This is a genomic window from Mycobacterium sp., from assembly GCF_049280035.1.
Lineage (GTDB): Bacteria > Actinomycetota > Actinomycetes > Mycobacteriales > Mycobacteriaceae > Mycobacterium.
Genome location: NZ_JBAPPI010000365.1, coordinates 1 through 18076 on the forward strand (window position 1 = coordinate 1; position 18076 = coordinate 18076).

Here is an 18076-nt window from a genome sequence, read left to right on the forward strand (position 1 = left end):
GCCGAACCATCAGGCCGTTCGGTGACGATGCAGGCCGGGACGGCCTGAGGAGGAGCCGAACCATCAGGCCTAGTCGGACCCCAGCGCTGCCAACATCCGTTTGAACTCCCGCTGCTCGGCTGCGGACAGCTTGGCGAGAACACGGGCGTCGGCCTCCCGCACGACAGCTTCAGCACGCTTCAACAGCGCCCGGCCTGTTCCGGTCAGTGAGGCCGGCAGCGCGCGACCCGACGCCACCGACGCCGGCCTGCTCACCACTTGGGCGTTTTCCAATCTGTGCAACACCGTGTTCATCGCCTGCGGTGAGACATTGCCCTCCCGGGACAGTTCGGCACTGGACATCCCCGGACTCATGGAAAGCATTCGCATGCAGACGAATTCGGGCAGCGTCAGACCGAGCGGGCTCAGTACCGCGGCCACTTCGGGTCGCAGCGTGGCGACCACCTGATAGAGCAGGTATCCGAGTGGCGCGTCCTGTGCGTTGCTCATGTCAACCATCTTGACATATATCAGCTAGCTTGATATACCTCGGTTATGACTGAAGTGGAAAAGTTCGATTTCGATTTCGATCCGGCCTACCGCGGCGAGGCTGCCCAGTTCGGGACAGGCGTCCGGCCGCCGTGGAGTCTCGGTGAGCCGCAACCGGAGCTGGCGGCGCTGATAGACCAGGGCAAAATCAAGGGTGACGTGCTCGACGCCGGCTGCGGCGAGGCGGCGCTGTCGATGCACCTGGCGGCGTTGGGGCACAACACCGTCGGGCTGGATGCCTCGCCCAGCGCCATCGAATTGGCCAAGGCCGAGGCGGCCAAGCGTGGGTTGACCAGGGCCTCGTTCGAGGTGGCCGACATCACTGACTTCGATAGCTGGCCGACCGGTTCCGAAGGGCGATTCGACACGATCGTGGACAGCACGCTGTTCCATTCGATGCCGGTCGAGCTGCGCGACGGCTACCAGCGGTCGATTGCTCGCGCGGCCGCGCCAGGCGCGTCCTACTTCGTGCTGGTCTTCGACCGGGCGGGAATGCCCGACAGCCCGGCCAACCCGGTTACCGAAGACGAGTTGCGCGATGTGGTGTCGCAGTACTGGGTCATCGATGAGATCCGGCCGGCCCGGATTCACGCCAATTTCCCTGACGGCACCCCCGCCGAGTTCCCCGTCGTGGACCTGCGCGACGAGGACAACGGACGTAAGTCCGTGCCGGCCTGGCTGCTGTCGGCGCATCTGGCCTGATCGGCAACCGAGCCGCGAAAGTCGTTACAGCCGACGGAGTTGGCTGAACTCCTCCAGGTGCGCACACACCTCGAGTGGCCCCGCGTAGATCGCGGCGGCGCCTGCGTGTTCCAGGGCCTCCCGCCCGATCCCGCCGCTGAGTACCGCTGCGGTGGGCACACCGGCGCGTCGGCCCGCCTGCACATCCCAGACGGTGTCGCCGAGCATGACCGCTTCCGCTGGGGCAGCCTCGATGCGTTCTAGCGCGCTGGCGACGATGTCCGGATGCGGTTTCGCTCGCTTCGCGTCGGCCGCCGACGTCACCGCGCAGATCAGGTCTTCGGCGTCGAGCACATCGCGCAACACGGAGAGTTCCTCCTCTCCGGCCGAGGTGGCGAGCACCGCTCGCCATCCCAGTTCTGCGATCGCCTCGAGCAACTCCCGCGCGCCGGGAAGAGGGCGCAGCGCCGGGACGGAGTCGACGAAGTAGCGGGTGTGCAGCTTTTTGACATGCGCGCCGTGCATGTCGGCCAGTTCATCGCCGAGCAGCACGCGGACGAGTTCGTCACCGGACCGGCCGATCAGCCCGAGGATCCGCCAACACGGCACTTCCTTTCCGACGTCGAGGAACGCACGGTGCCATGCCACCACGTGGTGGAAGTTGGAGTCGACCAACGTGCCGTCGATATCGAACAGGACGGCAGGTTTGCCGGCAGTAGCGAAACCCTGCGGGGTTTCGACCTGAGTGGGATGCGCCATCGGAAAAAGGCCTTTCGGTTGAACTGGGGCACGCGGTGGGTACCCCGCAAACGACCAAATAACGCAGCGGCCCAGGATCGAGAGAGTTGCCATGCCGAAGACAACAAAGAGCGGTAAGCCCAAGCAAAGCGAGTTGCCCAGCACGCTGCAACGATCCGATGCCAAAGCGCAGCGCACGTTCGCGGAGGCGCATGACGCGGCCGCCCAACAGTACGGCAGCGAGGAACGCGCTCACCGAGTCGCCTACTCGGCGCTCAAGCATAGCTATGAAAAAGTCGGCGACCATTGGGAACCCAAGCAGCGAAAGGGTCCGTCGGACAAGCGCGCCGAGCGCGGGGGCTTGCACAACCCACTCCCGTCGGCCGAAGGCGTCGACGCCAATGCCAGCAAGCGACATCTGCTCGACATTGCCCGGCGGCTCGACGTGCGCGGCAGGTCGACGATGGACAAATCGGAGTTGGTCGACGCGATCATGAAGCGCAATCGTCAGGTCCGGGGCCGCTGAGCTTTCACAGTTCACGCCTCACGGTGCGAGCTGGACGTGGCCCCGCGGCGGAGGCTCGGAAGGAGGCGGCTCCGATTGTGGTGGGGGTCCCTCCTGTTGTGGTGCGGGTGCTTCGGGTTGTGGGGCGGGTGCTTCGGGTTGTGGTGGCGGTGCCACCGGCTGTCGTGGGGGGGAGAGCGGCTGTTCTGCTTGAGGCGGCGGTGCCGCGACAGGCGGCGGTGCCGCGACAGGCGGCGCGACCGGCTTTACCGTCGGTGCCGGGACCTGTGGCGGCTCAGGCGTAACAATTTCCCCCACGGGGGCTGGCCTGATCAGTGCGGTGAGCACCGTGCCGTGTGCGCCCGATTCCGCCCGCTCCGATCGCAGCCACGTCGTCACTGGCAACTGTGCCGCGCCCACCATGCTCGAGGCGGTGCTTATCAAGGCGGTGATCACCGCACACTCGGCACATATTCGCCGCCGACGCGTAGCCCGCGTAGCCATCGTCTTCGACGGCGCTATGCCGATATGTCCCGATGCGGTCATACGCCGGTATGGCCGTCGCGCCATGCCGCTAACCTGCGGGTTTGCGCGAAAGCCCAGTGGTGATTCACGGTTACAACCAGTTACGATATCCATCATTGCAGGCGCTAGACGCGTCCACTGTTACCGCTTGGTGTCGATTCATTTAGATGTCGAACAGGTGGCACCGAAGAAATGGAAATCCCGCCGTGCGCATCGGCATTACCAGCCTCGCAGCCGCTCTGGTTGGCGTCTCGGTGGTGCTGACCGGCGCAATTGTTTGCGCCGGCGCGGCAGGCGCCGACCCAAGCCAGCAGGATCAGTTTCTGGCGCTGCTCCAACAAGAGCAGATTCCCGCCATCGATAACGTGCCGGGGCTCATCGCCCGAGCCCATGAAATTTGTGGCCGCCTCGACGGCGGCGACGCGGTTGAGACCGTCGTCAACGATCAGATGAACAGTGCGTACGCGGACAATCCGGTTTTGCACCTATATCCCGCTCGCGTGAGAAGAACCGCGGTCAGATTCATCACCGCATCAGTGGACGTCTACTGCCCAAGCCATCAAGGCGAGCTTCCCCCAGCAACCTGAGGCGCGATCGCGCCGCAGAAGATTCCCAGGCGAATGTCTGTCAATCGTTTGTGCAATCTCTGCTGGGGTACCCCGCCCCGGGATGGGCAGGAGGAGAGGCGCGATGTCAGCCAACGACTCAGATGCAAAGCAGGAGCAGCTCGAGGGGTACCGGGTCGAGCGCGCAACCGGATACCGGACGACGCAGCAAATTGTCGACCTCTCCGCATCGTCGTTGACGCGGGGAGGCCGCATTTTCGGATCCGCTTCGTGCGGAACGAGATTGGAGCCAACATGAGTTCTACCGACCACAGATCTGCGAATGTGCGCGAGCAGGCGCACCGACAGGCCGATCAGGCGCGGGCCGCGATGGAAGACAAGCGCGAGGGCCAAGAGGGCGGCCTCAGCGGCTGGGTGGCCGAGCGTGCCGGTGAATGGGACCTCAGCGGCTTCGATGAGACCACCTTGCAGCGGCAGAAGTTCTTCTGGAACCTGCTGGTGGATTACTGGTTTCGGATGGAGATCGACGGCTGGGAAAACATCGGCGATCCGCCGGCCTTGCTGGTCGGCATTCACTCCGGGGCCCCGTTTGTCTGGGATGCCTGGACAGTGGGCTTGCAATGGTGGCGGCGGTTCGGCCAGGAGCGTCCACTGCACGGCACGGCCCACGATGCGTTGATGGCCATTCCGGGGTTCGGTCGGTACTTCCGCGCGATGGGCGTGTTACCCGCGGCCCCGGATGCCATCGCGACCGCGCTGGCCGAAGGTCGTGATGTAGCGCTGTGGCCCGGCGGTGAGGTGGACTCGCTGCGGCCGTGGTCTGAGCGCGACCAGGCAAATTTGGCCGGGCGAAAAGGGTTCGTGAAGATGGCGATTCGCGCCGGTGTTCCGATCGTGCCGATCGCTACCGTGGGAGGTGCCGACGCCATGCCGGTGCTGATTCGCGGTGATCGGCTTTCACGGATCCTGCGATTGGACCGGCTGTTGCGGCTCAAGGTGTTTCCGCTCGCCATCTCGCTGCCCTGGGGAATCGCCCCTGCCGCGCTCCCGCAATTTCCGTTGCCGGCCAAGATCAGGACTCGCTTCATGCCCGCAGTCGAGCTCGATCACGACCCAGCGCGCGCCGACGATGACGAGTACCTTGACCGCAAGTATCACGAAGTTCAGGACAGCATTCAGCGCGGTATGGACGCGCTGGCCCGCAAGCGGGCGTTGCCACTGTTCGGTTAAAGCCTTACAAACGACGGGCCCGGTCCGTTTCGGACCGGGCCTCGGCGTCTACCTGTCTACTTTTGGTGGGCCTGCTCGCGCTTTTCGGCGGCCGCGGCACCGCCACGAGCGGCTTCGGCTTCCGCTTCCTTCTTGGCGGCGTCACGCTGCGCCTGCGCCTTGTCTTGCTGGGCCTCGCCCTCATGCTCGAGGTCTTGGTTACCGACGACGCTGCCGACGGCTTCCTTGGCTAGGCCTTTCGCGCCCTCTACGACGCCCTTCACAGCTTCCTGCGGCCCACTCTTCTTGTCGTCCGACATAGAGTCCCCTCTTCATTGGCTCAATTCAAGCTAACTTGCTCGCGCACCGGCCGTTGGCTGGACCGGCTTCCGGCGCGGCCAAAAGCGCTTCTGGTTGTGGCTCTTCGCGCTTGGCCATTTCGCGCCGCGTGTGGGGGATTCCCATGGGGCGGGGTGCCCAAACCCCTGCATGCGCCGGCCCGCCTGCCACTCGGGGGTTTTCAGTGCAGGTAGGACCGCTGAAATCGGTTTCTGTGACGCCGAACACGGCCTCGCAGACGACGGATTTGCCCACTAACGGAATGTTGTTGTGAGCGCGCAATTACCGCCCACGCCGTTGCGAGACAACTTGCACAATCCGGTTGACTCTCGGGACGCGCAGCCTGGCCATGAGGCAGGATGGACCCTGCTGTTTGGGCATAGGCGTCCTGGGCGAAGGCGGGATGGCGCCCTCCCATGCGAGGAGTCTGATGACGGAGCAGGAGCCGACGAGCACCAACGGCGCCGACGCATTTCCACCGGACGACCCGAATCGGCCTAAGTACGCGCGAGTGCTGCTCAAACTCGGCGGCGAGATGTTTGGCGGCGGGCAGGTCGGACTAGATCCCGATGTGGTGGCACAAGTGGCCCGGCAGATCGCCGAGGTGGTCCGCACCGGTGTCCAGGTCGCTGTCGTCATCGGCGGCGGCAATTTCTTCCGTGGTGCACAACTTCAGCAACGCGGCATGGAGCGCACCCGCTCAGACTATATGGGGATGCTCGGCACTGTCATGAATAGCCTTGCGTTGCAAGACTTTCTAGAAAAAGAGGGCATCGTCACCCGGGTCCAGACCGCAATCACGATGGGCCAGGTCGCCGAGCCTTACATTCCCTTGCGGGCGCGGCGCCATTTGGAAAAAGGACGTGTGGTGATTTTCGGCGCGGGCATGGGGCTGCCGTATTTCTCGACCGACACCACAGCCGCACAGCGGGCGTTGGAGATTGGCGCCGATGTGGTCTTGATGGCCAAGGCGGTTGACGGCGTCTTCACCGAGGATCCGCGAGTGAATCCCCGGGCCGAGCTGCTCACCGCGATTACGCACCGGGAAGTCATCGACCGAGGCCTGCGGGTGGCCGACGCCACCGCCTTTAGTTTGTGCATGGACAATGGCATGCCGATCCTGGTGTTCAATCTGCTTACCGATGGCAATATCGCTCGTGCGGTTGCAGGTGAGAAGATCGGAACGCTGGTCAGCACCTGACGGGAGAAGCGGCGCAGACATGCGCGCCGCCGACGATGCAGAGCGCAGCAATGAGGAGGAGCGGCGCAGACATGATTGACGAGACCCTCTTCGACGCTGAAGAGAAGATGGAGAAAGCGGTGTCGGTGAGCCGTGACGACCTGTCGACCATCCGGACCGGCCGTGCCAACCCGGGCATGTTCTCCCGCATCGCTATCGACTATTACGGTGCGACGACCCCGATTACCCAGTTGGCCAGCATCAATGTGCCCGAAGCGCGCCTAGTCGTCATCAAGCCGTACGAGGCGAGCCAGCTCGGGGCCATCGAGACGGCGATTCGCAACTCAGACCTGGGCTTGAATCCGACCAACGACGGCACGCTGATCCGGGTCGCGGTGCCCCAGCTGACCGAGGAACGGCGCCGCGAACTCGTCAAGCAAGCCAAGTCCAAGGGCGAAGAAGCCAGGGTCTCGGTCCGCAACATCCGCCGCAAGGCGATGGAGGAATTGCATCGCATCCGCAAGGAGGGCGAGGCGGGCGAGGACGAGGTCGCGCGCGCTGAGAAGGACCTGGACAAGACCACGCATCAGTACGTGACCCAGATCGATGAGCTGGTCAAGCACAAAGAAGGCGAGCTGCTGGAGGTCTAACGGGCCTCAGCAAACGACGGCCGTGGAAGAAACGGATACCGGCGCAGACACCCCTGCCGAGGGGGCGGTGCAGCAGCCCTCGGATAGCTCAGAAAGCCCGGAAAGGGAGCGGAAGAAGCCGAAGAAGTCTCGGGCTGGCCGAAACCTCCCGGCTGCGATCGCCGTCGGCGCGGCGATCGGGCTGACGATCGTCGCGATCTTGATATTCGACCGATACCTGTGGGTCCCATTGGTCGCCGCCGCGATTGCCATGGCCTCCTATGAGGTGGTGCGGCGGCTGCGCGAGGCCGGCCACGTCATACCGGTCATTCCGCTTCTGATCGGCGGCCAGGCCACGGTCTGGCTGACGTGGCCGTTTCATGCAGTCGGTGCGCTCGCCGGCTTCGGCGCCACGGCCGTGGTGTGCATGTTCTGGCGGTTGGCGCTCACCGGCACGTCCGCGTCCCACGGGCCCACCGACGCCGATTCATCGTCGACGAACTTCCTGAGGGATGTGGCGGCCACGGTCTTCTTGGCCGCCTGGGTGCCGTTGTTCGCGTCGTTCAGCGTGCTGCTGGTCTATCCGCACGACGGATCGGGTCGGGTGTTCTGCTTGATGATCGGCGTGGTGTTTTCGGACTCCGGCGGTTATGCCGTCGGTGTGCTCTTCGGTAAGCACCCGATGGTTCCGGCGATCAGCCCGAATAAATCCTGGGAGGGACTGGCCGGTTCGCTGTTGTTCGGGGTCACCGCGACCGCGCTGACGGCGATCCTGCTGGCGCACAAACCAATCTGGGTCGGGGTGCTGCTGGGCTTCACGCTGGTGGCCACTGCCACCCTCGGCGACTTGGTGGAATCGCAAATCAAGCGTGACCTGGGGATCAAGGACATGGGCCGGATTCTGCCCGGCCACGGCGGCCTGATGGACCGACTAGATGGAGCCTTGCCATCGGCGGTCGCGACCTGGATCGTCTTGACACTGGTGCCCTGACCGCCGCTGCGGGTCCGGCGAGGACCGATACTGGTCTGGGATGAAGCAAGAGTTGGTATTCGAGGCACCGCGCCGGGGGCTGCCGCCGCGGCATCTGGCCGACCTCGACGACGGCGAGCGCGTCGACGCCGTCGCGGCACTGGGCCTGCCGCCGTTTCGCGCCAAACAACTCGCCAACCAGTACTACGGTCGGCTGATCGCCGACCCGCAGCAGATGACCGACCTGCCGGCTGCCGTTCGCGGTCAGGTGGCCGAGGCTCTGTTCCCGAACCTGCTGACTGCCACCCGGGAAATCGCTTGCGACGCAGGCGAAACCCGCAAGACGCTGTGGCGCGCGGCTGACGGCAGCACCTTCGAGTCGGTGCTGATGCGTTACCCGCAGCGCAACACGGTCTGCATTTCGTCGCAGGCCGGCTGCGGCATGGCGTGCCCGTTTTGCGCCACCGGCCAGGGCGGTCTGACCCGAAACTTGTCGACCGCCGAGATCGTGGAACAAGTACGTGCGGCGGCCGCGGCACTGCGTGACGACTGGGGAGACCGGTTGTCGAATGTGGTGTTCATGGGGATGGGGGAGCCGCTGGCCAACTACGCCAGGGTGCTGGCGGCGGTTCGTCGTATCACAGAGGATTTCGGGATTTCGGCCCGATCGGTGACGGTGTCGACGGTCGGGCTGGCCCCGGCGATCCGCAAACTTGCCGACGAGCGGCTTTCGGTGACGTTGGCGCTGTCGCTACACGCCCCTGACGACGAGCTACGCGACACGTTGGTGCCGGTCAACAACCGGTGGAAGATCGGCGAAGCGCTAGATGCCGCCCGCTATTACGCCGACGTGACCGGTCGGCGAGTTTCGGTGGAATACGCGCTGATTCGCGATGTCAACGACCAACCGTGGCGCGCAGACCTGTTGGGCAAACGACTGCATCGCGCATTGGGCCCGCTGGTGCACGTGAACCTCATCCCGCTGAACCCGACACCCGGCAGTGACTGGGACGCCAGCCCGAAGCCCGCACAGCGCGAGTTCGTCCGGCGCATCCGTGCCGCCGGCGTGCCCTGCACGGTGCGGGACACCCGCGGTCGCGAGATCGCCGCCGCTTGCGGCCAGCTCGCCGCCAACGGCTGAGCGCACCCTCGTGAACCGGACGAGGGGTGAGCAACGTCTCCACTGTGTAGGTCAGCAAAGGAGACGAGAATATGAGAGTGCAACGCCTGCTTGGGAGGTTGGCGCTCGGCGTAGCCGTTGCCGCCTTGGTTTTTGGGCTGAGCGGTGCGCCGCGGGCGCTCGCAGCCGACGATCGTTTGCAGTTCAGCGCAACCACACTCAGCGGTGCGCCCTTCAACGCCGCAGGTTTGCAGGGAAAGCGCTCTGTGCTGTGGTTCTGGACTCCGTGGTGCCCATTCTGCAACGCGGAAGCTCCCGGCCTAAGCCAAGTGGCCGCCGCTAATCCGGGGGTCACCTTCGTGGGCGTCGCGGCTCACTCTGACGTTGGGGCGATGCAGAACTTCGTCTCGAAGTACCACCTGAACTTCACCAATCTCAATGACGCCGATGGCTCGATCTGGGCCCGCTACAACGTGCCCTGGCAGCCGGCGTGGGTGTTCTACAACTCCGATGGGACGTCCGCGTTTGTGAACAACCCCACCGCGGCGATGTCGCAGTCGGAGTTGTCCGATCGGGTCACGGCGCTGAAGTAGCTGATGTGGACCAACGCCTAATCAGCTTGGCGTTTGCCGCCGGATTGGTCGCGGCGCTGAATCCGTGCGGGTTTGCCATGCTGCCCGCCTACCTCGTTCTGGTGGTACGCGGGGAGGGCGCCAGTGACCGCACGTCGATGGGATTGGCCGCGGTCGGCCGGGCCTTGGCGGCCACCGGCGGAATGGGCCTGGGGTTTTTGACGGTGTTCGGGCTGTTCGGAGCGCTCACCATATCGGCGGGCGCCACCGTGCAGCGGTATTCGCCGTACGCGGTCGTGGCGATCGGCATTGTGCTTGTCGCCCTGGGAATTTGGCTTCTCTTAGGTCGGGAGCTGACGCTGTTGACCCCCCGGTCGTCAGGCAGGCGAGGGACTCCGACTGCTCGGCTCGGGTCCATGTATGGCTACGGCGTGAGCTATGCGATCACCTCGCTGTCATGCACGGTCGGCCCGTTCCTGGCGGTCACCGCCGCCGGCTTGCGCCGCGGCTCGCTGATCGGGAGCGCGTCGATCTATCTCGCCTATATCGCGGGCCTCACCCTGGTCATCGGGGTGCTGGCCGTTGCCGCCGCGATCGCGAGTTCGGCGGTGGTGAATCGGCTGCGGCGAATCTTGCCGTACGTCAATCGGATCAGCGGCGCGCTGCTGGTCCTCGTTGGGCTGTACGTGGGCTATTACGCCCTCTACGAGATAAGGCTGCACAGCGCCAACGGATTCGAGCCCGACGCGTTCCTCGTAGCGACCGGCCGCGTACAAGGCGCGGTCGCCGGCTGGGTGCACCAGCATGGCGCATGGCCGTGGATCCTGGCGTTCGCAGTGGTGGTGGCCTGTGCCGTCGTCGGCGCCTTCTACCGACGCGCGTCGCGTAGCTGACGCACCAAGGTGATGCTTGCAGTGACGTCAAAATGATGTCACCATGACACCATGGATTTGCAGCCGTACGTAGACGCGGTACGCCACGAGTTGAATCTGGCCGCCACCGCCGGCGGCGCCGAGGCCCAGGCCCTGGCCGATCGGCTCAGCGCGCCACTGGAGTCGGCGATCCGGCTGGCCCTGCTGGAAGCGCTCTCGGCCGGCGCCGAAGAGATCACCAGCGAGCTGGCCCCGCGTTCGGTGGAGGTCAGGCTGCGTGGCCGCGATCCCGAATTCGTCGTCAGCGCTCCGCTCGACGAGCCGTCGGCTCAGCAGCCCTTCGACGTCGCGTTCGGCGACGAGGACAGCGGCACCTGGCGCATCACCCTGCGGCTCCCCGAAGGTTTGCGAGCCGCGGTCGAAGCTGCGACGCGGCGCGACGGGTCGTCGCTGAACGCCTGGCTGGTCCGTGCTGTCGCGGCCGCCGTCCATTCCCACGCCGGCCGGGCGACGGCCGGCAGCGCCCGGCAAGTAACCGGCTGGGTGCGTTGACACCCCCATCGAAGGAGAAACCAATGCCCACCTTTGACACCCCTGAGCCCATCGTGGTGCGCGTTGACGCCGCGGCCGGTTCCGTCCGGCTCGTCGCGACCGACCGGGACGACACCGTCGTGCAGGTGCGGCCCCACGACGAGTCCCGCGCTGCCGATGTCCGAGCGGCCGAGCAGACCCGGGTCGAGTGCGACAACGGCAAGCTGACGGTGTCTGCGGCGCGGCGCGGCTTCGGGGTGTTCGGCGGTGGCGCCGTCGACATCGACATCGCGCTGCCGTCGCGGTCCCGGTTGAAAGCGTCGGTGGCTTCGGCCGGTGTGCACGCGGAGGGCGGATTCGCCGACTGTCGGATTTCGTCGGCCAGCGGCAACGTCGACATCGACGTCGTCGAAGGAAACCTCAAGGTGGCCACCGCTTCCGGCTCGATCACCGTTCAAGCCGTCGCCGGAAACGGGTCGATCGCCGCCGCCTCCGGCAATGCGATGATCGGTGAACTCGACGGAGATCTGGTGTTCAAGGCGGCCAGCGGCGACCTCAGCGTTGCGCAGCTATCCGGCGGCCTGCGCGCGCAGACGGCGTCGGGATCGGTCACCGTCGCGACCGCGGTTCGAGGCGCGATCTCGGCGTTCACCAGCAGCGGTGAGGTCGGGGTCGGGGTGGTCGAAGGCACCGCCGCCCGGTTGGACGTGATCACCGGCTCAGGCACGGTCACCAACCTGCTGCAGTCCGCCGATGGACCGGCTGAGGGCGACAACACGCTGCTGATCCACGTGCGCTCCGGCTCCGGCGACGTCGACATCCGCCGGGCGGTTCCGACGTACAGCGCTACCTGAGCCAGCCGCGTCGGCGGCCCCACCAGTCGCGCACGACGAAGAAGAGCACCAGGGCCGCGAAGGCGATCAAGTACAAGTTTTCGATGTGGCCGACATGATTGCCGTCCAGCATCGCGAGCAACAGGCCGACGCTGCAGAGCCCCACGATGCGCCAGTTGCGGTGGTTGATTTTGCTCCAGCCCCAATGCGCGGACGGCACATCAGCGACGTCGACCCCGCTGCTGTAGCGCTCCACCTCGGTACTGGCCACGGCGACTCCTCCGGTCGGTTCCTGATGCCTCGACATTCTGGCATACACCGGGTTGCGGCCGCGCGGCACAATAAGTGGGTGACCAACCGCCGCCTCAAGACCTTGGTGCTGGGCAGTACCGGCTCGATCGGCACCCAGGCGCTGGAGGTTATCGCCGCCAACCCGGATCGCTTCGAGCTGGTCGGCCTGGCCGCCGCCGGCGGGCACCCGGACCTGCTCGCTCAGCAGCGCGCCGAGACCGGTGTGACCAATGTCGCCGTCGCCGACGAGCGCGCCGCGCAGACCATCGGTGACATCACCTACCACGGGCCCGACGCGGTCATCCGGCTGATTGAGAACACCGAGGCGGACGTCGTGCTCAATGCGCTGGTCGGCGCGCTGGGGCTACAGCCCACGCTGACCGCGCTGGCGTCGGGTGTCCGGCTGGCCCTGGCGAACAAGGAATCCCTGATCGCCGGCGGTCCGCTGGTGCTGCAGGCGGCGCAGCCGGGCCAGATCGTGCCGGTGGACTCCGAACACTCCGCGCTGGCGCAATGCTTGCGTGGCGGCTCGCCAGACGAAGTCGCCAAGCTGGTGCTTACCGCCTCCGGCGGGCCGTTCCGCGGCTGGCCGGCCGCCAAGCTCGAGCACGTCACGCCCGAGCAGGCCGGCGCCCATCCGACCTGGTCGATGGGGCCGATGAACACCTTGAACTCGGCGTCGCTGGTCAACAAGGGACTCGAGCTCATCGAAGCCCACCTGCTGTTCGGCATCCCCTACCGGCGCATCGAGGTCGTCGTGCACCCGCAGTCGATCGTGCATTCGATGGTCACGTTCGTCGACGGCTCGACAATCGCGCAGGCCAGTCCGCCGGACATGAAACTGCCCATCGCGCTGGCGCTTGGCTGGCCGGACCGGGTGCCTGCGGTGGCCGCGGCCTGCGATTTCTCCACCGCGTCGAGCTGGGAGTTCGAGCCGCTGGACAACCAGGTCTTCCCGGCCGTCGAACTGGCCCGACAGGCCGGTGAGACGGGCGGCTGCATGACCGCCGTCTACAACGCCGTCAACGAAGAAGCCGCCGAGGCTTTCCTGGCGGGCCGGATCGGCTTCCCGGCAATCGTGCGCACGATTGCCGACGTCCTGAGCGCCGCCGACCAGTGGGCCGCCGAACCCGCTACCGTGGAAGATGTACTCGACGCGCAGCGCTGGGCCCGCTGGAAGGCGAGGTTCCTGATTAAAGGCGCCACACAGGAGGTCCTACCAACCCGATGATGTTCGTTATCGGCATCGTGCTGTTTGCGCTCGCCATCCTGATTTCGGTGGCGCTGCATGAATGCGGCCACATGTGGGTCGCCCAGGCGACCGGCATGAAGGTGCGCCGCTATTTCGTGGGCTTCGGTCCCACGCTGTGGTCGACCCGGCGCGGCGAAACGCAGTACGGCGTCAAGGCCATTCCGGCCGGCGGGTTCTGCGACATCGCCGGCATGACGTCGGTCGAGGAGCTCGAGCCCGACGAGCATGACCGCGCGATGTACAAGCAGAAGACTTGGAAGCGCGTCGCGGTGTTGTTCGCCGGTCCGGGCATGAACTTCGTCATCGGCTTGGTGTTGATCTACGCGATCGCGGTCTTCTGGGGCCTACCGAACCTGCATCCCTCCGCGGTTATCGGTCAAACCGCTTGTGCGGCTTCGGAATACAAACAAGGTGAGTTCGAGAAGTGCACCGGGGACGGGCCCGCGGCCGCCGCCGGGATCCGGGCCGGCGATGTGGTGCTCAAAGTCGGCGACACCCCGGTCACCGACTTCTCCGACATGGCCGCCGCGGTGCAAAAACTGCACGGCACCGTTCCGATCGTGATCAAGCGCGACGGCCAAACGATGACCAAGTACGTCGACATCGCCGAGCGGCAGCGCTGGGTCACCGACGGCAACGGCGGCGCGAAGCCGTCGACGATCGGGGTGATCGGCGTGATGGGCTCGGCGCCCGGGCCCACCCAGTACAACGTAATCACCGCGGTGCCGGCCACTTTCACCTTCACCGGCAACCTGTCGGTTCTGCTGGGCAAGTCGCTGGTCGCCATCCCGACCAAAATCGGCGCGCTGGTCCACGCGATCGGCGGCGGGCAGCGTTCCCTCGATACGCCGATCAGCGTCGTCGGCGCCAGCATCATCGGTGGGGACACCGTCGACCACGGCGTCTGGATGGCGTTCTGGTTGTTCCTGGCCCAGCTGAACTTCATCCTGGCCGTTATCAACTTGTTGCCGCTGTTGCCGTTCGACGGCGGCCACATCGCGATCGCGGTGTTTGAAAAGCTGCGCAACATGGTCCGGTCGGCCCGCGGCATGGTCGCCGCCGCCCCGGTCAACTACCTCAAGCTGATGCCCGCAACCTACGTAGTGTTGGTCCTGGTGGTCGGCTACATGCTGTTGACGGTGACCGCTGACGTGGTCAACCCGATCCGACTGTTCCAGTGAGAGAAGGCAAACCGTGACCACAGGTCTGGGTATGCCCGCAGCCCCGGCGCCCACGCTGGCGCCACGACGCAAGACGCGCCAGCTGATGGTCCGCGATGTCGGGGTAGGCAGCGATTACCCGATTTCGGTGCAGTCGATGTGCACCACCAAGACCCACGACATCAACTCGACCCTGCAGCAGATCGCCGAGCTGACCGCCACCGGCTGCGACATCGTCCGGGTGGCCTGCCCACGCCAGGAAGACGCTGACGCGCTGCCGGCGATCGCCAAGAAAAGCAAGATCCCGGTCATCGCCGACATCCATTTCCAGCCGAAGTACATCTTCGCTGCGATCGACGCCGGCTGCGCTGCGGTCCGGGTAAACCCCGGCAACATCAAGGAATTCGACGGTCGGGTCGGCGAGGTCGCCAAGGCTGCCGGCGACGCCGGTATCCCCATCCGCATCGGCGTCAACGCCGGCTCGCTGGACAAGCGGTTCATGGAGAAGTACGGCAAGGCCACGCCGGAGGCGCTGGTCGAGTCGGCGCTGTGGGAGGCCTCGCTGTTCGAGGAGCACGGCTTCGGCAACATCAAGATCAGCGTCAAGCACAACGACCCGGTGGTGATGGTCGCCGCCTACGAACAACTGGCCGCACAGTGCGACTACCCGTTGCACCTCGGCGTCACCGAGGCCGGTCCGGCTTTCCAGGGCACCATCAAGTCCGCGGTCGCCTTCGGCGCACTGCTGTCGCGGGGAATCGGCGACACCATCCGGGTATCGCTGTCGGCGCCGCCCGTCGAAGAGGTCAAGGTCGGCAATCAGATCCTCGAGTCGCTGAATCTGCGACCCCGCGGGCTCGAGATCGTGTCCTGCCCGTCGTGCGGCCGCGCCCAGGTCGACGTCTACACCCTGGCCAACGAGGTCACCGCCGGACTCGACGGCCTCGACGTGCCGCTGCGGGTCGCCGTGATGGGCTGCGTCGTCAACGGCCCGGGGGAGGCGCGCGAGGCCGACCTCGGCGTCGCATCGGGCAACGGCAAGGGCCAGATCTTCGTGCGCGGTGAGATGATCAAGACGGTGCCCGAGGCGCAGATCGTCGAGACGTTGATCGAGGAAGCCATGCGGCTCGCCAGCGAAATAGGCCCAGGGCCGGGGGAAGGCACAACAGCGAGCGGTTCGCCTGTTGTGACCGTAAGCTGAGACGTAGCCCACTCGGGCCCAATTGTCTGGTCGCAGAAAGAGTCAGCAATGTCGGCTCCACCCATCCGCCGCTTGGTCAGCGAGCGACGGGTGTCGGTAGTGCGCGACGGCGCCGCGGTGCGCCGTGTCTTAGACGACGATCCGATCGGGTCTTGCATGGTCGCCGCGCGGGTAGCCGATCACGGCCTCGACTCCAACTCGATCGGCGGCGAGCTGTGGACGCGCCGCGGGCCTGAGGAGTCGCTGTGCTACGCAGGCGCGAACCTGATTCCGCTGCGCGGCCAACTGACCGACCTGTATGCGTTCGCCGATGCGGCGCTGACCGCGTCGCGGCGGTGTTCCTCGCTGGTCGGCCGTGCCGAGTTGGTGATGCCGATGTGGCAGCGACTCGAGCCGGCCTGGGGCCCGGCCCGTGATGTGCGTGAGCATCAGCCGCTGATGTCGCTGAGTCGGATGCCGACGTGTGAGATCGATCCCGGTGTGCGCCAGGTGCGGCCCGACGAGATCGACACCTACCTGGTGGCTGCGGTCGACATGTTCATCGGCGAGGTGGGCGTCGACCCGCGGGTCGGCGACGGTGGCCGCGGCTACCGGCGCCGGGTCGCCAACCTGATCGCGGCGGGCCGAGCGTGGGCCCGCTTCGAACACGGCGAAGTCGTCTTCAAGGCCGAAGTTGGGTCCCAGTCACCGGCGGTCAGCCAGATCCAAGGCGTGTGGGTGCATCCCGAGTGGCGCGGCAAAGGTCTGGGCACCGGCGGTACCGCGACGCTGGCAGCGGTGATCGTGGGCACCGGGCGCATCGCCAGCCTGTACGTGAACGACTTCAACACGGTGGCCCGGGCCACCTATGACCGAGTCGGCTTCGTCGAGGTCGGTACCTTCGCGACGGTCCTGCTGGACTAAGTCCGAGCGTCGTTGCGCGACACGTAAACCCCTGCGCCGACACGCCGGTCAGGGTCGCAATGCCTTAAGTTTCGTGCGCGTTCCCTCCTTGGTTGGCACATAGGATGTCCGCCGTGACGATTTTCCTCGCAAGCCTGCTGGTTGCCGGGCGCGGTCGGTTCACGCAGATGGACTTCTGAGAGCCGGTATGTGGATTCGGATGATTGTGGCGCCGTGGTGGGTGCGATGGCTGGTGAGCGCCTCGGTGATGGCGTTGACGCTAACGGCCATTGTGGTGTTACTGCTCCCGAATTTCCTCGCCGCAACCGGATGGCTGTGGGGGCTGGCAGCTGTGGTGGCTTTCAGCCTGGCCTTTGCCGCGCCGGTGCTTGTCATTCAAAACCCGGTGCGACAAAGCTACGCCGCCGCCCTCACCGGTTTGACCCTCCAGCAGCGCACTCAGGTCATGAAGGTGCTGAGACGCGGTGAGGTTCCCGCCGATCCCCACGTTCTGGCGGCATCTATCCGGGTGGGCACCCTGAGCATGGCCTATCTGCGGCGCCGCGCCGCGCCATGGCAGAAGACGGCCAAATGGTGGTTTCCCGCGCTCTATGTCGTGCTGGCGGTCTTGGACTTCGCCACCAACAGCCCGCGGCAGGGTCTGCTCTGGCTCGGATTCGCGCTCTACTTCGCCGCTTACTTCGGATGGACGTCCTACCGAGCGCGACAGCTACCACAAAACGTCGCGCGGCTGCGCGCAGTGGGCGCCGCGATCCCTGAAGCAGCCTCGGCAGCGGCCGACACCGAGGACTCTGTGACATTGCCGCCGCGCCGCGTCTGGGCCTCGGTGCTTCTAGTTGTCGTAGTTGCCATCAGTTTCGGGATCGCGGCCTATCTGTGGGGACTATCCGATAGACGACCACCGGACTGCCGCACGGTCGACAAGGCCGTGGACTTCATCTATGCACATCGTGACATGCTCGACGCCCAGCTGATCACTACCGGTGGTCCGGACGTGAGCAAATATCAAGGCTGGTCGGACGAGCTCCAGAACTACGCGCGGCAGGTATCCGCACCCGACATTTCACGCCATCTGCACCGGATCGCCGAACTATCCATGCAGGCGGTATCGCTGGTACAAGACATCCGAAAAGACCCCGTTGTCAGTCCGTCGCCGGATGCCATCCGCGACCACGAAACCGCCTACCAGCACGCGATGACCGAGCTGGTTGCCGAAGAAGGGACCCTCGTCCCAATCTGCGACCAGCGCAATTCACCGACGTAACGATTCAGTCTCGGTGCGCCTACGCCGGTCTCGCCGCGCAATTCCATAACATCTGCCTCAATGGCAACAAAAACCACAGTGGTATCACGGGTATCAGCTACCAGCTTTGCCTTGGCGGTGCTTGTCACGACGACCACAGTGTCGGCGTGCACCCCGCGCGCCGAGGGCCCCGCGCCGGCAGCTCAGCGGTTCTTCACCGCGTTGTCC

General features: G+C 65.7%; 21 protein-coding genes. 17 read left to right on the forward strand and 4 right to left on the reverse strand.

The features are described from left to right. Positions 1-69: 69 nt before the first annotated feature. A complete protein-coding gene (locus WAN71_RS12265; protein WP_422225584.1) occupies positions 70-489 on the reverse strand; it encodes a MarR family winged helix-turn-helix transcriptional regulator in 420 nt (139 codons plus the stop codon). 45 nt (positions 490-534) lie between these two features. Here WAN71_RS12265 and WAN71_RS12270 point away from each other — a divergent pair, with 45 nt between their 5' ends. Then, complete coding sequence (locus WAN71_RS12270) at positions 535-1230, forward strand: class I SAM-dependent methyltransferase (RefSeq protein WP_422225585.1); 696 nt, start codon at positions 535-537, stop codon at positions 1228-1230. Positions 1231-1254: 24 nt separating this feature from the next. Here WAN71_RS12270 and WAN71_RS12275 read toward each other — a convergent pair whose 3' ends face one another. Next, on the reverse strand, positions 1255-1968 hold the full coding sequence (locus WAN71_RS12275; protein WP_422225586.1) for an HAD family hydrolase: 714 nt from the start codon (positions 1966-1968) through the stop codon (positions 1255-1257). Positions 1969-2059: 91 nt separating this feature from the next. On the opposite strand from WAN71_RS12275, the gene WAN71_RS12280 reads away from it, so the two are divergent. The 3 genes from WAN71_RS12280 to WAN71_RS12290 all read left to right on the forward strand — a co-directional run bounded on the left by WAN71_RS12280 (position 2060) and on the right by WAN71_RS12290 (position 4773). Continuing rightward, positions 2060-2473 (forward strand): ChaB family protein, encoded by a 414-nt coding sequence (locus WAN71_RS12280; protein WP_422225587.1) that lies wholly within the window; start codon positions 2060-2062, stop codon positions 2471-2473. Between the two features lie 710 nt (positions 2474-3183). Beyond that, positions 3184-3564, forward strand: coding sequence for a DUF732 domain-containing protein (locus tag WAN71_RS12285; RefSeq protein ID WP_422225588.1), 381 nt, complete (start codon positions 3184-3186; stop codon positions 3562-3564). A 273-nt stretch (positions 3565-3837) separates the two neighbouring features. Next, positions 3838-4773, forward strand: coding sequence for a lysophospholipid acyltransferase family protein (locus WAN71_RS12290; protein ID WP_422225589.1), 936 nt, complete (start codon positions 3838-3840; stop codon positions 4771-4773). Positions 4774-4829: 56 nt separating this feature from the next. On the opposite strand, the gene WAN71_RS12295 is transcribed toward WAN71_RS12290, so the two are convergent. Beyond that, complete coding sequence (locus WAN71_RS12295) at positions 4830-5072, reverse strand: CsbD family protein (protein WP_422225590.1); 243 nt, start codon at positions 5070-5072, stop codon at positions 4830-4832. 422 nt (positions 5073-5494) lie between these two features. Here WAN71_RS12295 and pyrH point away from each other — a divergent pair, with 422 nt between their 5' ends. The 8 genes from pyrH (at position 5495) to WAN71_RS12335 (ending at position 11819) form a co-directional block, all read left to right on the forward strand. Continuing rightward, positions 5495-6292: a UMP kinase gene (gene pyrH, locus WAN71_RS12300; RefSeq protein ID WP_422225591.1), complete on the forward strand. Its 798-nt coding sequence runs from the start codon at positions 5495-5497 to the stop codon at positions 6290-6292. Between the two features lie 71 nt (positions 6293-6363). After that, positions 6364-6921: a ribosome recycling factor gene (gene frr / locus WAN71_RS12305; RefSeq protein WP_422225592.1), complete on the forward strand. Its 558-nt coding sequence runs from the start codon at positions 6364-6366 to the stop codon at positions 6919-6921. Positions 6922-6943: 22 nt separating this feature from the next. Beyond that, entirely contained in the window at positions 6944-7891 is a 948-nt protein-coding gene (locus WAN71_RS12310; protein WP_422225593.1) for a phosphatidate cytidylyltransferase, read from the forward strand. Positions 7892-7931: 40 nt separating this feature from the next. Beyond that, positions 7932-9011, forward strand: coding sequence for a 23S rRNA (adenine(2503)-C(2))-methyltransferase RlmN (gene rlmN, locus WAN71_RS12315; protein ID WP_422225594.1), 1080 nt, complete (start codon positions 7932-7934; stop codon positions 9009-9011). A 71-nt stretch (positions 9012-9082) separates the two neighbouring features. After that, positions 9083-9583, forward strand: coding sequence for a protein disulfide oxidoreductase (locus tag WAN71_RS12320; protein ID WP_422225595.1), 501 nt, complete (start codon positions 9083-9085; stop codon positions 9581-9583). A 5-nt stretch (positions 9584-9588) separates the two neighbouring features. After that, entirely contained in the window at positions 9589-10455 is an 867-nt protein-coding gene (locus tag WAN71_RS12325) for a cytochrome c biogenesis CcdA family protein (RefSeq protein WP_422225596.1), read from the forward strand. Positions 10456-10506: 51 nt separating this feature from the next. After that, positions 10507-10986, forward strand: coding sequence for a histidine kinase (locus tag WAN71_RS12330; RefSeq protein WP_422225597.1), 480 nt, complete (start codon positions 10507-10509; stop codon positions 10984-10986). 23 nt (positions 10987-11009) lie between these two features. Next, positions 11010-11819 (forward strand): DUF4097 family beta strand repeat-containing protein, encoded by an 810-nt coding sequence (locus WAN71_RS12335; RefSeq protein WP_422225598.1) that lies wholly within the window; start codon positions 11010-11012, stop codon positions 11817-11819. Here the strand turns inward: WAN71_RS12335 and WAN71_RS12340 are convergent. Beyond that, positions 11812-12069 carry a DUF2631 domain-containing protein gene (locus tag WAN71_RS12340; RefSeq protein ID WP_422225599.1) on the reverse strand — a complete coding sequence of 86 codons (258 nt, stop codon included), beginning with the start codon at positions 12067-12069 and terminating at the stop codon, positions 11812-11814. The two genes, WAN71_RS12335 and WAN71_RS12340, sit on opposite strands and share 8 nt — an antisense overlap. A 24-nt stretch (positions 12070-12093) precedes the next feature. Here WAN71_RS12340 and dxr point away from each other — a divergent pair, with 24 nt between their 5' ends. From dxr to WAN71_RS12365, 5 genes are all read left to right on the forward strand, one after another. Further along, positions 12094-13320, forward strand: a complete 1227-nt coding sequence (dxr, locus tag WAN71_RS12345; protein ID WP_422225600.1) for a 1-deoxy-D-xylulose-5-phosphate reductoisomerase — start codon at positions 12094-12096, stop codon at positions 13318-13320. Next, positions 13317-14522 (forward strand): M50 family metallopeptidase, encoded by a 1206-nt coding sequence (locus WAN71_RS12350; RefSeq protein ID WP_422225601.1) that lies wholly within the window; start codon positions 13317-13319, stop codon positions 14520-14522. Before dxr ends, WAN71_RS12350 begins: the two co-directional genes overlap by 4 nt. 13 nt (positions 14523-14535) lie before the next feature. Further along, positions 14536-15702, forward strand: coding sequence for a flavodoxin-dependent (E)-4-hydroxy-3-methylbut-2-enyl-diphosphate synthase (gene ispG, locus WAN71_RS12355; protein WP_422225602.1), 1167 nt, complete (start codon positions 14536-14538; stop codon positions 15700-15702). Positions 15703-15750: 48 nt separating this feature from the next. Continuing rightward, entirely contained in the window at positions 15751-16605 is an 855-nt protein-coding gene (locus WAN71_RS12360; RefSeq protein ID WP_422225603.1) for a GNAT family N-acetyltransferase, read from the forward strand. Between the two features lie 199 nt (positions 16606-16804). Beyond that, positions 16805-17869, forward strand: coding sequence for a hypothetical protein (locus tag WAN71_RS12365; RefSeq protein WP_422225604.1), 1065 nt, complete (start codon positions 16805-16807; stop codon positions 17867-17869). The last annotated feature ends 207 nt before the right edge of the window (positions 17870-18076 follow it).